This is a genomic window from Dokdonella sp. (assembly GCF_019634775.1).
Lineage (GTDB): Bacteria > Pseudomonadota > Gammaproteobacteria > Xanthomonadales > Rhodanobacteraceae > Dokdonella.
In genome coordinates, this window is record NZ_JAHCAS010000001.1 from 1,278,231 (window position 1) to 1,295,608 (window position 17,378).

The 17,378-nt window shown below is 66.2% G+C and carries 18 protein-coding genes, 1 pseudogene and 1 other annotated feature; of the genes and pseudogenes, 12 read left to right on the forward strand and 7 right to left on the reverse strand.

Annotated features, from left to right (window positions below; genetic code table 11):
• The first annotated feature begins 44 nt into the window (after window positions 1-44).
• The 9 genes from KF907_RS05470 to KF907_RS05510 all read left to right on the forward strand — a co-directional run bounded on the left by KF907_RS05470 (window position 45) and on the right by KF907_RS05510 (window position 6,492).
• A complete protein-coding gene (locus KF907_RS05470) occupies window positions 45-1,220 on the forward strand; it encodes an FHA domain-containing protein (RefSeq protein ID WP_291218887.1) in 1,176 nt (391 codons plus the stop codon).
• Window positions 1,221-1,270: 50 nt separating this feature from the next.
• Window positions 1,271-1,612 (forward strand): globin family protein, encoded by a 342-nt coding sequence (locus KF907_RS05475; protein ID WP_291218889.1) that lies wholly within the window; start codon window positions 1,271-1,273, stop codon window positions 1,610-1,612.
• 64 nt (window positions 1,613-1,676) lie between these two features.
• Window positions 1,677-2,078 (forward strand): hypothetical protein, encoded by a 402-nt coding sequence (locus tag KF907_RS05480; RefSeq protein WP_291218891.1) that lies wholly within the window; start codon window positions 1,677-1,679, stop codon window positions 2,076-2,078.
• Between the two features lie 14 nt (window positions 2,079-2,092).
• Entirely contained in the window at window positions 2,093-2,857 is a 765-nt protein-coding gene (gene sctJ, locus KF907_RS05485; protein ID WP_291218893.1) for a type III secretion system inner membrane ring lipoprotein SctJ, read from the forward strand.
• Complete coding sequence (locus KF907_RS05490; protein WP_291218895.1) at window positions 2,850-3,503, forward strand: hypothetical protein; 654 nt, start codon at window positions 2,850-2,852, stop codon at window positions 3,501-3,503. The genes sctJ and KF907_RS05490 overlap by 8 nt, the downstream gene beginning before the upstream one ends.
• The gene (locus tag KF907_RS05495) at window positions 3,475-4,110 is read left to right on the forward strand and encodes a FliH/SctL family protein (protein WP_291218897.1); all 636 of its coding nucleotides are present in this window, start codon (window positions 3,475-3,477) and stop codon (window positions 4,108-4,110) included. Before KF907_RS05490 ends, KF907_RS05495 begins: the two co-directional genes overlap by 29 nt.
• The gene (locus tag KF907_RS05500; RefSeq protein WP_291218899.1) at window positions 4,107-5,432 is read left to right on the forward strand and encodes a FliI/YscN family ATPase; all 1,326 of its coding nucleotides are present in this window, start codon (window positions 4,107-4,109) and stop codon (window positions 5,430-5,432) included. The genes KF907_RS05495 and KF907_RS05500 overlap by 4 nt, the downstream gene beginning before the upstream one ends.
• Window positions 5,429-5,911 (forward strand): type III secretion system stalk subunit SctO, encoded by a 483-nt coding sequence (sctO, locus tag KF907_RS05505; RefSeq protein WP_291218900.1) that lies wholly within the window; start codon window positions 5,429-5,431, stop codon window positions 5,909-5,911. Before KF907_RS05500 ends, sctO begins: the two co-directional genes overlap by 4 nt.
• A 2-nt stretch (window positions 5,912-5,913) precedes the next feature.
• Window positions 5,914-6,492 carry a type III secretion HpaP family protein gene (locus tag KF907_RS05510; RefSeq protein ID WP_291218901.1) on the forward strand — a complete coding sequence of 193 codons (579 nt, stop codon included), beginning with the start codon at window positions 5,914-5,916 and terminating at the stop codon, window positions 6,490-6,492.
• Between the two features lie 245 nt (window positions 6,493-6,737).
• On the opposite strand, the gene KF907_RS05515 is transcribed toward KF907_RS05510, so the two are convergent.
• Window positions 6,738-8,381 carry a hypothetical protein gene (locus KF907_RS05515; RefSeq protein ID WP_291218902.1) on the reverse strand — a complete coding sequence of 548 codons (1,644 nt, stop codon included), beginning with the start codon at window positions 8,379-8,381 and terminating at the stop codon, window positions 6,738-6,740.
• Window positions 8,382-8,595: 214 nt separating this feature from the next.
• Complete coding sequence (locus KF907_RS05520) at window positions 8,596-9,783, reverse strand: DUF1521 domain-containing protein (RefSeq protein WP_291218904.1); 1,188 nt, start codon at window positions 9,781-9,783, stop codon at window positions 8,596-8,598.
• Window positions 9,784-10,021: 238 nt separating this feature from the next.
• Between KF907_RS05520 and KF907_RS05525 the strand changes: the two genes are divergently transcribed.
• Window positions 10,022-11,830 (forward strand): LysM peptidoglycan-binding domain-containing protein, encoded by a 1,809-nt coding sequence (locus KF907_RS05525; RefSeq protein ID WP_291218905.1) that lies wholly within the window; start codon window positions 10,022-10,024, stop codon window positions 11,828-11,830.
• A 354-nt stretch (window positions 11,831-12,184) separates the two neighbouring features.
• Here the strand turns inward: KF907_RS05525 and KF907_RS05530 are convergent, their stop codons facing one another.
• Entirely contained in the window at window positions 12,185-12,613 is a 429-nt protein-coding gene (locus tag KF907_RS05530; protein ID WP_291218907.1) for a hypothetical protein, read from the reverse strand.
• Between the two features lie 168 nt (window positions 12,614-12,781).
• Window positions 12,782-13,126 (reverse strand): hypothetical protein, encoded by a 345-nt coding sequence (locus KF907_RS05535; RefSeq protein ID WP_291218909.1) that lies wholly within the window; start codon window positions 13,124-13,126, stop codon window positions 12,782-12,784.
• Window positions 13,127-13,265: 139 nt separating this feature from the next.
• Between KF907_RS05535 and KF907_RS05540 the strand changes: the two are divergent.
• Window positions 13,266-13,433: pseudogene (locus KF907_RS05540) on the forward strand (IS110 family transposase); the annotation flags it as partial.
• Here the strand turns inward: KF907_RS05540 and KF907_RS05545 are convergent.
• The 3 genes from KF907_RS05545 to KF907_RS05555 all read right to left on the reverse strand — a co-directional run bounded on the left by KF907_RS05545 (window position 13,430) and on the right by KF907_RS05555 (window position 15,786).
• Complete coding sequence (locus KF907_RS05545) at window positions 13,430-13,738, reverse strand: BrnA antitoxin family protein (RefSeq protein WP_343214752.1); 309 nt, start codon at window positions 13,736-13,738, stop codon at window positions 13,430-13,432. The pseudogene KF907_RS05540 and the gene KF907_RS05545 overlap by 4 nt on opposite strands.
• Window positions 13,662-13,952: a BrnT family toxin gene (locus tag KF907_RS05550; RefSeq protein ID WP_291220259.1), complete on the reverse strand. Its 291-nt coding sequence runs from the start codon at window positions 13,950-13,952 to the stop codon at window positions 13,662-13,664. Before KF907_RS05550 ends, KF907_RS05545 begins: the two co-directional genes overlap by 77 nt.
• A gap of 607 nt (window positions 13,953-14,559) precedes the next feature.
• Window positions 14,560-15,786 carry a Kelch repeat-containing protein gene (locus KF907_RS05555; RefSeq protein ID WP_291218911.1) on the reverse strand — a complete coding sequence of 409 codons (1,227 nt, stop codon included), beginning with the start codon at window positions 15,784-15,786 and terminating at the stop codon, window positions 14,560-14,562.
• A gap of 190 nt (window positions 15,787-15,976) precedes the next feature.
• Here KF907_RS05555 and KF907_RS05560 point away from each other — a divergent pair.
• Window positions 15,977-17,208 (forward strand): IS3 family transposase gene (locus tag KF907_RS05560; protein ID WP_291218913.1). Its coding sequence is split into 2 segments (ribosomal slippage): window positions 15,977-16,265 and window positions 16,265-17,208, totalling 1,233 coding nucleotides; the frame shifts between segments, so codons are not numbered across the junction.
• Window positions 16,255-16,371: a sequence feature (AL1L pseudoknot), on the forward strand. Its footprint overlaps the gene before it by 117 nt.
• Window positions 17,209-17,378 lie beyond the last annotated feature (170 nt).

Consider the following 17,378-nt stretch of genomic DNA (forward strand, 5'->3'; position numbering starts at 1 on the left):
CGCCTCGGCGGCGCTTCGTGCATTCCGTCAACGGAGGGGTCGACATGACCGCAACGACGACAGAGCGAAATCCCGACACGCGGCCACCTGTGCTGCGCATCGTGCGCGGCCTGCACCGGCGCGCGCAACGGCGCTGCGAGGCCGGTGGCCTGCTCGTGATCGGCCGTGCCGATGACTGCGACGTGATCCTGTCCGACGAGGCCGTGCAGGCACACCACGCCGTGATCGGCGGTGGTCCTGACGCATGGTCGCTACGTGCCCTGGATGGTCCACTGCAGGTCGGCGAGCGTGTGCTCGAACCAGGTGATGCGCTGGTTCTCGATCCGTTCGAGGCAGTCGTGCTCGGCACGGCGGCTTTCGCGGTCGGCAACGATGGCGATGCGCGCTGGGACGCGCTCGACGACTACCAGCCCCCGTCCGCCGGCGTTTCGCGTAGCGCGTGGCGCCGTCACCGGCTCGCCCTTGTCGCCATTGGCCTCACCGCATCGGTGGCCACCGCGATCGCCGCGGTCAGCCTGCAACCGGCGCCGCCACCGCCAGCACCGTCGCCGCGCGCAGTGCTCGAATCGAGCGTGCGCGGAGTCGCCCTGGAGCAGGCACAGATCGGCGAGGATGCCGGAGGCCGCCTGCGTGTGGTCGGCATCGCGCCGGACCAGCCGCGCATCGAACAACTGCGCAGCGAACTCGCCGCGCACGGAGTCAGGGCCGAGGTCGACGTGCGCAGCGGCAGCGACATCGCCAACGACGTCGCCGAGGTGCTGCGCCTGTCCAACCTGCCTGCAAAGGCCGAGTACCGCGGCAACGGTGAGGTCGGCATCAGCGGCCACTTCGGTGATGGCAAGGCATTGGATGCCGTCCTCGCCTCGCGCGCCGTGCGTGACATCAGGGGCTTGTCGCGCTTTGCCGTTTTCAACCTCGACGACGGCAACCGGCCGACACCTCCGCCGACCACCGGCGACGACGCGCGCCGGATCGTAGTTGCCGTCGGCGGCAACGATCCGTACGTCGTCATGGGTGATGGCGCGCGCTACTTCATTGGTGCCGAGTTGCCGTGCGGCGGCGTGCTGCACGCGATCGAAGGCCAGCAAGTTCTGGTCACGGTCGATGGCACGGTGCGCCCCGCAGCGTGCAGCGGCGCGACCGCTGCTGTGAAGTCCACCAACCAGGGGGAGCCGGCCGTTGCGGTTCCCGCGGAATCCGCCGCCGCGCCACGCGGCTGAAGCGGTCCACGGCCGGTCCACCGCGCCGGCCACCTTGCCAGGAGTCCGACATGTCCAACATCAACAACCTCAATCCGCGTCTCAACATGCTGGGTGTCGATGCGCTCACCCAGGCGAACAACGGCGTTGGCGCGAACGGGCGCCGCACGGTCGACGAGAAGGAGGCGTCGAGCTGGTTCGAGGCAATGGCCGGTGCTTGGGGCAAGGCGCTCGACCAGCAGGCGGCGACGATCGCCTCGATGTCCGAGCAGCTCAGCGCCGGTGGCGACACGCCCTCGACGATGGTCAAGCTGAGCGCCGAGAGCATGCGTATGCAGTTCATGTCGAACAGCGCGGCGACCTCGAACAACAGCGTCGGCCAGGCGCTCGAGACGCTCGGTCGCAAGCAGTGAGGCGATGCCTTGCGCCATGGCCGCAAGGCGATGGTCCCAGTCAACCGCAACCAGGAGTCTGCCCATGAGTCTCGAGATTTCCCCCACCGTGGTCGATCTCGCCGCGAAGGCTGCGGCGGCTGCACCGACCTCGAACGCACCCGCTGCAGTCGTCGACGTCGCCCACTTCCAGGCCGCCTATGCGCAATCGCAGCAGGAGGCTGCCGCGGTCGGTGCACCGGTCGTGCAGGCTACCGATTCGGAGAGCTTCCGCGCCGTGCTCGACGCATTGAATTCACTGAACGGCCGCGCCACTCAGCTCGGCGATCTGTCGAAGACTGCGACCGGCACGGCAGATCTGACCCCCGGCGACATGCTGATGTTGTCGGTGCGCTGCCACGAGTTCATGTTCCAGTGCGAACTGACCTCGAATGTCGCCAACCGCACCTCGGATGGTGTACAGCAGCTGTTCCGTCAGCAGTCCTGATCGAGGTAGCCGTCATGTCGATGCGTTGGCGTTGCCTGGTCGTTGCCCTCGTCGCGTTCGCGTTGGCCGCATGTGGGCGCACGCCGCTGTATGCGAACCTCGACGAGCAGCAGGCCAACCAGGTGCAGGGCGCTCTGCTCGAAGCTGGCATCGATGCCGACAAGCGTCCGGCCGACAACAAGAAGGGCTGGACCATCGAGGTAGCCAAGGACGATTTTCCACAGGCCATGCAGTTGCTCAAGGCAAAGGGCTTGCCGTCGGCGCCGTTCGAGTCCATGGGCAAGGTGTTTCGCAAGGAGGGCTTCGTGTCCTCGCCGCTCGAGGAACGTGCGCGTTATCTCTATGCGATCGCCCAGGAGCTTGAGCACACCATCGAGCAGATCGATGGCGTGGTGCGCGCGCGCGTGCACATCGCGCTGCCCGAGCCCGATCCGATCGGTGACAAGGGAAAGTCCTCGTCGGCGTCGGTGGTGATCATCGAGCGCGAGGGTGCACGCCTGAGAGACCGTGAAACCGACATCAAGGCGATCGTCACCGATGCGGTCGAGGGTCTTGAGAACGTGAACAAGGTTACCGTGAAGTTCTTCGAGCGCAGTGCCGGCGATGCCGGTACCAACGCCGCGCTGCTGCCACGCAAGCCGAAGGTGCAGATGCTGCCGGCGGCGGCGATGGTCGGCCTGCCGTTGCTGCTCGTTGCCGGTGCGGGATTTGGCGTGTGGGCCTGGCGCGGTCGGCGCAACCTGCCGGTACGCATGGACGTGGATGATCGCCGTGGCTGAGGCCATCTCCTGGGCCGAATTGCAGCGCCAGGCGCTTGATGGCGCGCACGCGGCATGGTTCGACGACCTGCCGCCGCAGTTGCTCGATGCCGCGCGAGACGATGCGGCCGGGCGTCGCCTGCTGGCACGTCGTCTGGCCGGAATCGCGCCGCAGCTCTTCGCCGGCTTCCCCGCGGTACTGCCGGCTGCGCTCGCTGCGAGCGCATGGTTGCGCACGTCGCGGCATTCGCTCGACGAGCAGGCACTCGACCTCGGCGCGCTCGCTTTCGCGCCGATGCTGCGGTTGATGATCGCGCGTGACGAAGTGGTGCGCCTGCGCCGCGTGCTTGGCGCGGCACGATATGCACGCACGCTGGCTGCAGCCGATCGTGGGCCAGCACCGCCGGCGTCGGCTGCGGCCGCGCTGGCCGAAGCCTGTGGTGCCGACGAAACGCTGCATCGCCTGTTTCTCGAACAGGGTCGCGCGGAATGGGCCGCGCATGCCAACGTGGTCCATCCAGCGGCACTCGAATGGCTGCGCCTGTGCCATGCGCCGGGCACGCTCGACGCCGCTGCCGCGGCTTGGCTCGACACAGCCAGCGTCGCACGTGCGTTGGCGATTTCCGAGGAGGAATCCCGTGACGACCGCCAAAGCCGCCATCATTGATCGCACGCAGTACACGCTGGCGCTCGCCGGTACCTTGATCCGGCGCGAGGCCTGGACTGCGCTCGGCGAGGTGTCGACCCTGCTCGACGAGGCCGAGGCAATCCGTCGCGGCGCGCGCGCGGAAGTCGATGACGAACGCGCTTGCGCACGTCGAGAAGGCATCGCCGCCGGGCGCATCGAGGGCCTTGCCCAGATCGCTGACGAACTCGTGCGCGTGCACAACGAGGCGCGCGCTTTCACAGTGCGCGAGGAGGCGCGCATCGCCGATCTCGCTTGCGCGGTCGTCGCACGCATCGCTCCGCGGATCGCCGGCCTCGTGCCCGCGCTGGTCGCCGAGGCGGTGCGCGAACTGGCAGCCGACCAGTTTCTGGTGGTGCGTGTGCATCCCGAACGGCTCGCCGAGGTCGAGGCCGAGGCTGGACGGCTGCGCGAACTGCAACCGGGTGTCGCGCAGATCCAGGTCGTCGCCGATGCCGAACTGGCGCCGACAGGCTGCGTGGTCGTTTCCGAGTCGGGCAAGGTCGAGGCTGGTCTCGACGAACAGCTTGCCGCGCTGCGCATCGCCCTGCGGCGTGCCGCAGTGCAGGGTGGCGAGGTGAATGGATGAACGCGCTGCCGGCCGCTGCCGACGGCGATCCGCTGCTTGCCGCAGTAGCGCGCAGCACCGCCGTGCGCCACGTCGGCCGCGTTGCCGAAGCGCTCGGCACCCTGATTCGTGTCACCGGCATCCACGCCAGCATCGGCGAGCTGTGCGAACTGCGCACGCCGGGTCAGGCGCGACGCCTGACTGCCGAAGTCGTCGGCGTGTCCGGCGCCCACACCCTGCTCACGCCGCTCGGTCCGCTGGAAGGCATCTCGACGGCGACCGAGGTCGTTGCCATCGGCCACCAGGCCAGTGTGCGCGTCGGTCCGGGCCTGCTTGGGCGCATCCTCGATCCGCTTGGTCACCCGATGGATGGGCTGGCGCCGTTCGACGGGGATGACGAGGTGCCGGTGCACCGCGAGTCGCCGAACCCTTTGCAGCGCACCCTGATTGCGAAGCCGTTCGCCTCCGGCGTGCGCGCGATCGATGCCGCCCTGACCGTCGGCGAGGGTCAGCGCGTCGGCATCTTTGCCGTCGCCGGTGGCGGCAAGAGCACCCTGCTCGGCATGCTCGCGCGCGGTGCCGATGCTGACGTCAACGTCATCGTGCTGGTCGGTGAGCGCGGTCGCGAAGTCAACGAGTTCATTCACGACAACCTCGGCGAAGCTGGCCTCGCGCGCAGCGTGCTGGTCGTCGCTACTTCGGATCGTCCGGCCTCGGAGCGTGCGCGCGCTGCCCATCTCGGCACCGCGATCGCCGAATATTTCCGCGACCAGGGCAAGCGCGTCCTGCTGATGATGGATTCAGCCACACGCTATGCGCGCGCGTTGCGCGACATTGGGCTGGCGGTCGGCGAGCCGCCGGCGCGACGTGGCTATCCACCCTCGGTGTTTTCCGAGCTGCCGCGCCTGTTCGAGCGTGCCGGCAACAACGAGCTCGGCTCGATCACCGCGTTCTACACGGTGCTGATGGAGGAAGAGGATGGGTCCGACCCGGTCGCCGAGGAAGTACGTTCGATCCTCGATGGCCACATCATCCTCTCGCGCAAGCTCGCCGCTGCGCACCATTACCCGGCGATCGACGTGCTGACCAGCGCAAGCCGCGTGATGACGCGCGTGGTCGACGCCGACCACGCGCGCGGCGCCGGCCAACTGCGCAAGTACCTGGCCAAACACCGTGAGATCGAGCTGCTGCTGCAGCTCGGCGAGTACAAGCATGGTTCCGACCCCGACGCCGATTTCGCGATCGCGCGTATCGAGGAGATGCGCGGCCTGCTGCGTCAGCCAGCGGAAATGCTGTCGAGCTTCGATGAGGCCCTGCAGGGCCTGAGGAGACTGTTCCCGTGAGTGCGTCTTGTCCGTTCGACCCGTTGATCGTGGCGCGTCGCGCGCGCCGCGATGCCGCGATGACCGTCGTCGTCCGCTGCCGTGCGCATGTCGCCGCCGCCGAAGCCGCGCGCGATGCGGCGGCGGCGCGCCTGGACGCCATCGTCGCGGAACGCCGCAGCTGCCGTGCGCGCCTGTACGCACAGATCGGCAGCGAAGGCGCGTCGCTGCAACCGGGTCGCGTCGCCGATCGCGTCGCCCTGCTGGATATGCACATCGGTGAGGCGAGCGCAGAACTCGCCGCCGCGGAGCGCGCGCTCGAGGCGGCACAGAGCGAACTCGGCGAAGCAGTGCGCGCCTTCCTGCAGGCCGAGAAGAAGCTGGACGCGCTGCTCTCGCAGCGAAGAAGCTGGTTGGCCGATGAACGCGCGCGCGAGGATTTGCGTGAGGAAGCCACCGCCGAGGACTTGAGCATGTTCCGCATGGCGACCGGGAGGTGACGATGCGTGCGAATGCGAACGAAGCGCGCCAGGAGGTTCGCCGTGAACACGAATCGGCGCTGCGCCGCGTGCGTGAACCGGCATCGAGCGAGGACATACAGCAGTTTCGTCATCTGCTTGAGCACCCGCAGGGCGAGGTTCGCCAGTCCGGCGATGATGCGCTGACCGCGCAGCATCCCAAAGCTGCGCTCGATGTGCGCAACGACTTGGTCTCGGCCGAGATGCTTGCCCTGTTGCACAGCCACCGTCTCGCGTTCGAGCCGTCGCCGCCGGTTGCACCCTCGTTGCCGCCGGCGGCACCGGGCCTCACCGACCTGATCGAGCGCCATGTGCGCCGCCTGCTGGTCAGCGACAGTACCGCGGCGCGAGGCGACGCGCGCGTCATGCTGCGCCTGTCCGACAGCCTGTTGCCCGGCACCGACCTCACCCTGACCCGCAGTGAGTCGGGTTGGGTATTGCGCGCTGAAGTCAATGACGCAGGTTCGCGTGAAGCGCTCGAACGCTGTTCGGACGAGCTGGTCGCGCGCTTCGCAAAGGGTGGTCTCGGAGCGATCAAGCTGGAGATGGGCGGGAGCGGATAGCCGGCGTCGCGGGATGTCGGAGCGAAGCGTGGACGCAGCGCACCGCCGTTCGTGTCCATCACTTGATGCCGCATTGCCCGGCTTGGGTCCGTGCAGCCCGACCCGGTGATGGCATCCGCATCACGTGCAGGCGTGGCAGGCCGAAGCGATCCGCGAGCATGTGGCCGCGCCGGTCGATCCCGGCGCAATGCCGGACTGCGCCCACACAGGACGGTGATGCCGTTGTGGGATTGATCGGAACATCCCTAGAACAGCAACAACGCCAGTGCGGTGAGGCTGCCGGCGGATTGCGTGCCGGCGGCGACCCAGTGGGCGAGCGCGCTGCGGTTGATCCGCGGGTCGAGGCTTACGCCGTCGGCGCTGAGTTCGCGCAGGTTCGCCACGGCGCGCGCCGCGCCGTAGCCGAGCATGGCACTGGCCGCCAGCAGCAGGAACGATCCCCCCATGCCCGATGCACCGGTGGCGACGCCGGCGCCAGCGGCGGCACCGCCGAGCAGGGCGGCCATGCCGGCGAAGGCGGGTGCGACGACCTTGAACAACAGGTCGTGGGTCGACAGCTCGCCGTGGTTGGCCATCGAGACTTGATCGATCTGTTTGGACAGCGCCGGATCGAGTGCGCCGATGCCGGCGTGCTCCTGCGCGCGCGTGACGAGCTTGCCGTCGGCGCTGAACACATAGCTGCGGCCGAGGATGTCACGTATGGATTCGCGCCCGTCGATGCCCTGCTCGCGGAACAGCGCAGAACTCGCGACGCCGTGCGTTTCCTCACCGGCGATTCCGGCCTGAGGCGCGACCATCAGGGTCAGCACTGTGGCCGAAGGTGCCAGCGCCTGCACTGCGTTGCCGGCCTGACGTGAGTTGGCGCCGGCGTTGTGCGCGGTGGTTGCCTGCGCGCCATCGTTCGCGGCACCGCTCTGGCCACGCCCTGCGGCCGCATGCGCGGGATCGACATTTGCCATGCGCGCGCCATTCGCGGGACCGACCGGTGATTCGGCGTTGCCGCTGCCGCGCACGATCGTTGTCGCGGGTGCTTGCACCGGCGGGTTCGCCGACACGGCAGCATGGCTTGCACTCATCGGGCTGGTTGCTGCGTGCGCGGTGGAAGCAGACGGGCGCGGCATGGCGCCCGGCATCGTAGTGCTGGCGCCGGCGGTGTGGTTGGATGGGACATGCGGCACAGCGGTCGGTGTCGACGGGTGCTGCGAAGGCTTCGCCTCCTGGGTCGTCTGCACTGGAACCTGCGCCAGATGCGAGGCCGGCGCACCGAGCGGAATCGGCGTGGCGTGCACGAGCACGTTGCCGAGGCCGCCCTGCGGTGTGGCATTGAGCATCGCCAGCGGCGTGGCCAGCACACCACCCCTGCCGATCAGGCCATGGGCGGGGTTGCCGAGCCCCTGGCGGAGGCCGATGCCGAAACCGCTGTCCGGGCCTGGGCTGATCCAGCCGTTGCCGTGGCCGTTCCAGCCATGGCCCTGGCCGTTCCCGGGCATGTTCGAATAGCCGGTACCGGGTGTGTTGCCAGGACCGGTGCCGGGCATCGTGCCAGGTTTCTGTGCGGCGTCCGCGCCGCTGCCGGGTCCGGCCAGGCGCTGACCGGTACCTTCGCCGCCGGGTGATGGCACACCATGGCCAGGGTTGGTGCTGGTGCCGGCAGGTGTGGCGTTGCCTGGATTCGTGCCGTTGCCGGAATTGACCGGCGTGCCGCCAGGCGCGCCATGGGCTTGTTGCATGCCTTGCGCGCTGCCGCCGCGTGGCGACCAGTGCTGATGCTCGTCGACCTCGACGAGTTCCGGGCCGTCAGCCAGCCCGTGCTGCGTATCGGAACCGTCTTCGGGCAACGATACGGTCGGTGGCTGGCCACCGGATGGCGAGATCGGGAACGTGCTCATGGGCGCCTCTCGTCGACGTCATGGTTGTCCCCCTGCGATAGTTCGGACGTTAGCGTGCCTGCAAAGACGATCCAACTGGGGCTTGCCCTATAGAGGCTCTGATCAATCCCACAACGGCGTCAAAGACGCCGTTGTGGGACAAGAACATCCCCGTGTGCCGGAGAATGGCGGAGCGGGGCGCGAGCCCTGTGGGCCTGTCCCTCTCCCGCGCCGCTCAGACGATCTGTGACAGGAAGCGTCCATCGATGGCCTGCAGCCAGCCGCCCGGATTGAGGCGCAGCCAGGGGCCGCCCTCGGTGTTCTCGTAGATCGACACGCCGTCGTCGACGGCCGCATCGACGAAGCCGCCACCGATGCGGGTCTGGCTGATCTGGAGATCGCCGAGGCGGTTCTGGTCGAGGCCAGTGATGCGCATCGCCTGGTTGCCCTGGGTGATGGTCAGCGTGCTCGACAGAGTGGTGCCGTTGCCGCCGCGTTCGTACGGCGTGGTGTTGATGGTGATCTTGGTGCCATCGGCGAGGTTCAGCGTGGTCGTGCCGTAGAAGTCACCGACGTGCGAGCCATTGTGCTCGAAGTGAGGGTCGCCCCAGATGCGCGTGCGCTCACCGGTTTCCTTGTTGGTGACGATGAACTCGGAATTGCGTTCGTTGAGGTCGATCGTGTAGTTGCCGAGGTCGATGTGGGCACGGCCGTTCTCGCCACGCTCGACGGTCCACTCGCCCGGTGTGCCGCCACAGCCGCACCCCTGGGCTTGGGCGAGATAGTCGCGGATCGCGCGTGATTCGAGCAGGCTGATGCGGCCATCTGCAGCGGCGAAGCCGATCATCGACAGCAGCTTGGCGCGCTCGTTCGGGTTGAGCTTGGACAGGTCGGCCGCGTCGAGCGCGCGCGCGACTGCGTCGCCGCCGTAGGTCGATTTGGCGCAACCGTCGATCATGCCTTGCGCAGCGCCGAGGAACAGCGCGTCCTTGAAGCCTTGCACGACGCTGTCGACCAACGAGCCGAGCAGGCTGCCGAACAGTGGGTTGCCAGGGTAGTTGACCAGGCTGGCGGCGGTGAACGGCAGGAACGAACCCGAGCTGCGCAAAGAACCGAGATTGCCGCCGGTCAGCGTGTCGAGCAGCTGCCCGGTCGATTCGAAGCGATCGATCATCGCCGTGATCGCATCGGCGTCGGCATTGCTGATTGCTCCGTCGGCACCGAGCACGTCGAGCGTCGCCAGCAGGGTGTTTTTCTCCTGCGTCGACAGGTTGCGCATGTCGACCGCATCGAGCGCGGCACGGACGCGCACGCTGCCGATGCTCGGATCGACGCCGGACAGCGAACGCCCGACTTCGCCGCGGAACTGGATGTTTTCGAGCACATTGCCGGAAAACATGTGGGGGTTGCCCTGGATGCTCATCGATCTCTCCTCCACGTTCGGGTATGACACGGGTCGGGCGGAGTTTGCGAACGCGTTCACGTGTGCGCCATAGGGATTGTCCCTGTCTCGGGTTAACCCGCATCCGTGGGCACGACCTCGGGAATACCCGAGCTGGGGAACGCCCCGATGGGCGCGTGGCCGGGGTGATGCTGCAATCGCCGCGTTGCATGCCTCCGAGTGCAGGCATGCGTTCCGGAATCCTGCGTGGAGGTGTGCGATGTCCCAGGTTCAGTCCGTATCGAATGGCACCACCGCGCTGGCGGCGTCAGGCCCGCAGTTTGCCGGCTATACGGTCGAGCGCGGCGACACGCTGTCGTCGATCGCACGTGAGCATGGCGTCTCGTTGTCCGACCTGATCGCGGCGAATCCACAGATCAACAACCCGAACGTCATCTACCCCGGCCAGCACGTCAACATCCCTGCGGGCTCGCGTGGCGCGGAGCCGGCGCCAACGGCGCCCGGGGGAAGCGCGCCGGGTGGTTCGTTCGACTACAGCCGCATCACCGGCGTGGCCGGCAATCCGAATGTGACGCCGCAGTTTCTTCGCGAGGTCGAGGCGATGGCCGCGCGCCTCGGCACGAAGCCGGAATACATCCTGGCGACCATGAGCTTCGAGACCGGCGGCACGTTCTCGCCGAGCATCAAGAACCCGACCAGCTCGGCGACCGGACTGATCCAGTTCCTCGACAGCACCGCACGGGGCCTCGGTACGTCGACTGCCGAACTTGCGCGCATGTCACCGGTCGAGCAGCTCAAGTACGTCGAGAAGTACTTCGCGCCGTTCGCCGGTCGGCTCGGCACGCTCGAAGCGGTGTACACCGCCGTGCTCTCCGGTAGCCCCAAGCCGGACCCGAACACCACGCTGTTCAGTGCCGGCTCGAACGCCTACAACGCCAACCGGGGTCTCGATCTAAACGGCGATGGCCGCATCACGGCTGGCGAAGCGACCAGCAAGGTGCGGGCGCGCATCAGCGGCAGCCTCGACAACACGCCGGCACCGGCGCCGCAGCCGGGCAACGGTGGTGGCACCGGAGCACCAGCGCCGGCGGCGGGTGACTACACCGTCCATCGCGGTGACACGCTGTCGGGCATCGCACAGCGGCATGGTGTTTCGCTGTCCTCGCTGATCGCCGCGAACCCGCAGATTGCCAATCCGAACCTGATCTACCCGGGCCAGCACATCCACCTGCCGGGAAGTGCCTCGTCGGCGCCGGCTTCGACGCACACCGTGCAGCGTGGCGACACGTTGTCCGGCATCGCGCAGCAACATGGTGTTTCGCTGTCCTCGCTGATCGCGGCGAACCCGCAGATCACCAATCCGAACCTGATCCATCCGGGCCAGCAAATCCACCTGCCGGGAAGTGCCTCGTCGGCGCCGGCTTCGACGCACACCGTACAGCGTGGCGACACGTTGTCCGGCATCGCGCAGCAACATGGTGTTTCGCTGTCCTCGCTGATCGCGGCGAACCCGCAGATTGCCAATCCGAACTTGATCCATCCGGGCCAGGAAGTACGCATTCCGGGCGGCGTCACGTCAGGTGGTGGACGTGTCGACGGACCTTCGCCGACTTCGCCGACCACACCGGTGTCGGGCAACAACCCGGCGCGCATCGCCGAGCGGTTTCTCGACCGCAATGCCTCGGAGCTCAAGCGCAGCGGCGACCTGCCGATGAACCCGAACGTGCCGAGCAATCTCTGTTGCGCGAACTTTGTCTCGGCCGTGCTCGAGAAAGCCGGGCTCATCAGCCACGGCCAGCGCAGCGACTCGGTCGCTCAGCTCAACACCAACCTGCGCAACGCCGGCTGGACACCGGTCAGCCTCGCCAACGCCAGACCGGGGGATGTCGTCATCATCCAGGGAGGTGGCATGTCGCACACCGAGATCGTCGCCAGCAACGATAACGGCAAGGTGACCTTCATCGGTTCGAACAATCGCAATGCCGACGGCACCCAGCGCATCACCTACGACAACGGCCGCTGGTTCACCAGCACCTCGCACTATACGATCCTGACGCCGCCACGCTGACGTCAGGCGAGGTTCGCAGCTTGGTGGGCGTGGCGAAGTGCAGGCTGGTTGCCTGGGCGAGCCGCGCACGCCGCGCCGCGGGCCTTGCGGATGTCACCCCGTCATTGGGAATCAGGAGGTTGGGGCCGCCCTGTGCGGGCGCAGCCCGGTGTTGCGCCGGCTCGACAGACCGCCAGTCTGCCTTCGCCATCGCGCCTTGATCTGCGCCCGCACAGGACGGTGACGCCGTTGTGGGATTGATCAGAACATCCCCGGTGGAACGGGCAGCATCCTCGAAGCATCGTTTCGTGGCGCATCGGCGCATGTGCGCGGCTTGTCCGCGCAGGGCAGGGCGACTGCATCTGACGGGTGGATTCAGAAGCCGAACAGGCTCGCCGGTGCACCGTACTTGCTCGGCCAGTTTTCCCAGGCGACGTCACTCGGACCGATGGCCTGCGTGACGAGGGTCCAGGCGTCGCCGCGCAGACGCAGCAGGCCCGCATAGGCGTTCGACACGCCACCTGCGGCTGCGGCTTCCTCGAGCGGTGTGCCGAGGTAGCGATACGCACGACCGTTGTCGTCGAGCAGCGCAGCGGTTACGAAGGCCCAGTCGCCGTTGCGCGTCACGGTGTCGATGTCGACGACGACGGCCTGACCGAGCTCGGCGCGCACACCGGAGACGACGACGGCGGCGAGGGCTTTGAATTCGGCGCTGTCGCCGGCCGGACGGTACTGTTGGGCTTGCGAAGGCATGTTCATGGAAACGAGTGCGAGTCCGATGAGCAACGAAGGAAGGGAATTCATGCGGATTCTCCGCGTGGTGGCGACGCATGTGCATCGCGCCGCGGCAATCGATGGAAGCAAAACCGAGAGCCGATGTCGAGCCGGGTTCTCCCGGGGGAGGCGATGCCGGAGGGCGCATTGGGCCTGGCATCGTCGCGGCTGCAGCCGCGACCGGGGAGAACACAATCCTCAGCTGACGTCGCGCAGCTTCCAGTGTGGGCCGATGAGCAGGTCGAGGCGGTGCTTGACGATCGCATGCGGCAATGTGGTCGCAATCTGCAACTCGGCACGAAGTGCCGCCAGCGAGCCGGTAACCGTCGCTGCCGCATCGGTCGCTCCTCCCGCCGGATCGACGGCATCGGGATCGTCCTGCATGTCGCGCCAGCGCTCCCACAGCGTCGGTTCGCGCAAGGCCGCCTGCAACTGCGCCGCCAGCGTTTCCGGCGATTCGCCGTCGAAGGCAAGCGCCGGCTCGTCGCCGTGCGCGATCGGTAGATCGTCGATGGTGATGAAGAAGTGCTTGGCCATGGGCATGGGTGGCTCCGGGTGGACAAAGCTCAAGTTTACCCGCGGCAGGCGCCAAAGCCGGTATCCCATGGAGCAGGGCAAGGCCTGACAAGGGAACCTCCAAGAACCACTCAATCCGTCATCCCGGCGGTTTGTTACAGCGACGCTGGCCACGCTGTCGGCGGTGCGCTGGGATCCGGCGATGCGGGCCCACTATCAGCAGCTGCGCGCCCGCGGAAAGGTTGCAAAGGTGGCGCTGGTGGCGTGCATGAGGAAGTTGCTGGCGATCATCAACGCGCGACGTCGGGACGAGCTGCGGATGGCGAATTGTTAGACCGATGCATCGCGAAATGCACGCAACACTGCGTTGATACGAGTCTGGTAGCCGGGGCCTTGGGTCTTGAACCACTCCAGTACGTCCTGATCTACGCGCAGCGAGATCGCGGACTTAGGTGGCTGAAGTTGGAGACCTCGACGAACGACGCCACGGACGATGTGCCGGACGTCAGCCTCCAGATGGTCGGGAGCCGGTATGCCTTTGGTAGATCGCAGGCGGGCGAAGTCAGTCTTGGACTTGGCTGAAGTAGATGCGCGCTTCACGTTGGGTCGCTTTTCTGAACGAGATGATGCGGATTTCACGGGCAGTCTCCGTATGAGCCATTGAGACGGGAATCCCAGCGAGCAGGCCGAGGGTGACAAAGCGCTGCTCCTGATCGGAAAAGCGGTCGTCCTCGAAGGTGAAGGTCAACCCGGCAAAGACGGTAGGTGCGTCAACGAAGTCCAGCCCATGCTGCTTCAGGTTGAGGGAGCGCTTACGCTCTGACCAGGTGAACTTCGTGGCCGTAGTGTATATACAGAACGCAACAACCGCAAGCGATGCTTGGGCAGCGGTCTAACACCTGAATTAAGCCGCGCCGCGAAGCGGGTTCGGCTTGAATGAATTGTTAGGCGCGAACTGCCGCCGAAACTCGAAGATGATCACCGCATACACGAGCAGGAAAGCAATACGCCCCTCGATGAAGCTGGCGTCACGATGGCTTCCTTCCGTGATTGCCGGCCCTGCGCGCACAGCGCTTCGGGCGTTCGGCGGATGCGCGGGCCAATGACCCGCAAACGCATCCGCTCACCCCTCCAGGCGCGCCATCTCATGAGATACCTGTCCGATCGAGCCGGGGCACAAGCGAGGTTGCCTGCGTGTCACTGACCGCGCCTATGGAGCCATTCCAGAATCGGTTTAAAGTCGCCACCGGATGATCGGCGTAATGGCTACCGCACGCCAAAGCAGTTCAACGACGAAGAGAAGCAGCGAAATCAAGCATCAACCCACCGAGGCAGCCCCAACTGATCGGTGTCCGAAAAAGTCAGGCAGGTCACCAAAGCCCGGCGCGATTCGCTACGGTCAGCAGGTCAGTGCGGCGGCTGGTGGCGAGAACGCGAGACGGTGCCCGCAGGCCCCCGGCTCAGCGGGCGTGTCGAGAATGTGGGCGTCCTAGTCTCGGCCGGTCTCGTCCGATCGTTTCAAAACCATCCCGAAAGAGCGGGTCCGGGACCGGCATGCCGTAGACCTCGGCACTTGCCGTCACCCCGTCGCGGCCCGAACCGCCAGCAATCAGCACGCCTCCGGCCTGCAGACGGACGGCTACATGGGATAAGCGTGCCGAGTGGAGTGACGGCCCGGGCTCCCAGCCTCCCGTCGCCGGCAGATAGAATTCAGACGCTTCAGGGAACTCAAGCGAATTTAAGCCACCGGCGATCAGCGCCCGACCATTTGCCAGCAAGGTGGCGGTATGGTCGTATCGAGCGTGTGTCATATCGGCGATCGGCGACCATTGGAAGGTCACGGGGTTGAACAGCAGGCTGCTGCGGAGGGAGTCAAAATTCCAACCGCCGGCCACCAACACCTGACCGGAAGACAACAAAGTGGCGGTATGGCTGCGCCTGGGCGGAGAGATGGGAGCGAGAGTCTCCCATTGGCCGGATATGGGGGAGTAAAGCTCAACGCTGCCCAGAATAGCGTCGCCAGCCCCTATGCCGGCGACCACCAGCACCTGGCCGGAATCCAGCAGGGTGGCGGTATGACCAAAACCGTGTGCGGTCGGCATGGATCCGGCCGGCTCCCAGGTTTCGGTCAGCGGGTCATACAGCTCGGCGCTGGAGTACACCGTGTTGCAGTTGTAGTTGCAGCCACCAAGCATCAGTACCTTGCCGGAATTCAACAATACCGCGGAGTGGTAGATGCGTGGTGTGTCGGGCGCTGTGGTTGCAGTCCAGATTTCCGTTGCCGGGTCATACAGTTCGGCGCCGCCGATGCCGCCACTTTCGCCGTTGAAGCCGCCAAGCACCAGCACCTTGCCGGATGGCAGCAGGGTTGCCGTGTGGTAAAAGTGCGGTCCCTGCATCGTCCCGCTGGCGGTCCAGCTACCGCTGGTGGGGTCATACAGTTCCGTACTGGCCAGTGCGCTCGCACCGCCTTCAAAGTTTTCCCCACCCGTCACCAGCACCTTTCCCGATGCGAGTAGGGTGACGGTGTGGAATCGGCGCGGCACCGTCATAGAGTCGATTGGGACCCAGCTCTCGCCGGCATGCGCCAGAGGAATGGCCGTCAGACCGATGGCGATCAGAGTCGCACAGAGGGTGTTTTGCCGCCTCATGAATTCTCCCGTGAAAGCCGCAGTGATCATGTCCATGATATGGGGATCGGGGACAGCAGCGGCATTTTCGGACGGACTATAGGAAATTCAAAAGCTATATTCTACCGGTCTTGCCGGGAGCTGGCGGTGGTGCTGCAAAGGGGCTGTGGACTTGCTCATCAAGGGAATCTCTGAACTGAACCGCCCCGGGAAACGTGGAGGCTCCAACTCTTGAGAGAATGGAGCCATGAACACGTCGAAGAAGTTTTTCCCTGAGGTCCGCGAGCGTGCAGTCCGGATGGTGCTGGAACATCGCGGAGAGTACCCGTCGCTGTGGACGGCCGTGGAGTCGATCGCCCCCAAGATCGGCTGTGTGCCGCAGACGCTGCTGACGTGGGTGAAGCAGCACGAGGTCGATGCGGGGATGCGCGATGGCGTGACGACCGCGGACGCCAAGCGGATGAAGGAGCTGGAGCGCGAGAACAGGGAGCTGCGCCGGGCCAACGAGATCCTGAAGCTGGCGAGTGCTTTTTTCGCCCAGGCGGAGCTCGACCGCCGGCTGAAGCCCTGAGGACGTTTGTCGCCACGCACCGGAGCACGTTCGGGGTCGAGCCGATCTGCAGGGCCTTGCAGATCGCCCCGTCCGGCTACCGGCGACACGCGGCCCGCCATCGCGAGCCTGAGCGACGCCCGGCGAGGGCGAAGCGCGACGAGGCCCTGATTCCCGAGATCCACCGGGTATGGCGGGCCAACCTGCAGGTCTATGGCACCAACAAAGTGTGGCGACAGCTCGGCCGTGAGGGCATCACGGTGGCTCGATGCACGGTCGAGCGACTGATGCGCCAGCAGGGCCTGCGCGGCGTGATGCGCGGAAAAGCGGTGCGAACGACGATCAGTGATCGCAACGTGCCGTGCCCACAGGACAAGGTGAACCGGCAGTTCCGCGCCGAACGGCCGAACCAGCTGTGGGTGTCGGACTTCACCTACGTTTCGACCTGGCAGGGCTGGCTGTACGTGGCCTTCGTCATCGACGTGTTCGCCCGCCGCATCGTGGGCTGGCGGGTCAGCGACTCGATGCGGACGGACTTCGTACTCGATGCGCTGGAGCAGGCGCTGTACGCACGCCAGCCGGAGCGTGACGGCACGCTGATCCATCACAGCGATCGGGGTTCGCAATACGTGTCGATTCGCTACAGCGAGCGGCTCGCCGAAGCGGGCATCGAGCCGTCCGTTGGCAGCCGAGGAGACAGCTATGACAACGCACTGGCCGAGACCATCAACGGGCTCTACAAGGCCGAACTGATCCACCGCCGTGGCCCCTGGAAGACGAAGGCGGCGGTGGAACTGGCGACGCTGGAATGGGTGTCGTGGTTCAACACCCAACGCCTCCTCGGATCGATCGGCTATATCCCGCCGGCCGAGGCTGAGGCAAACTACTACCGGCGACTCGCAGAAGCCAAGGTCGCTGAAACCGTGTGACTTAAACCAAACAGCCTCCACGAAAGCCGGGGCGGTTCATAACCGCCTTCGCTCGTTGCCGCAATGTGCTTTCTGAGATTGACATACGAAAATTTGTCTTGCGCAGCCTAACACCTAAGTTAAGCCGACCTGCGTAGTGGAGCGAACCACATGGCAAGCTTTTTTTGCCA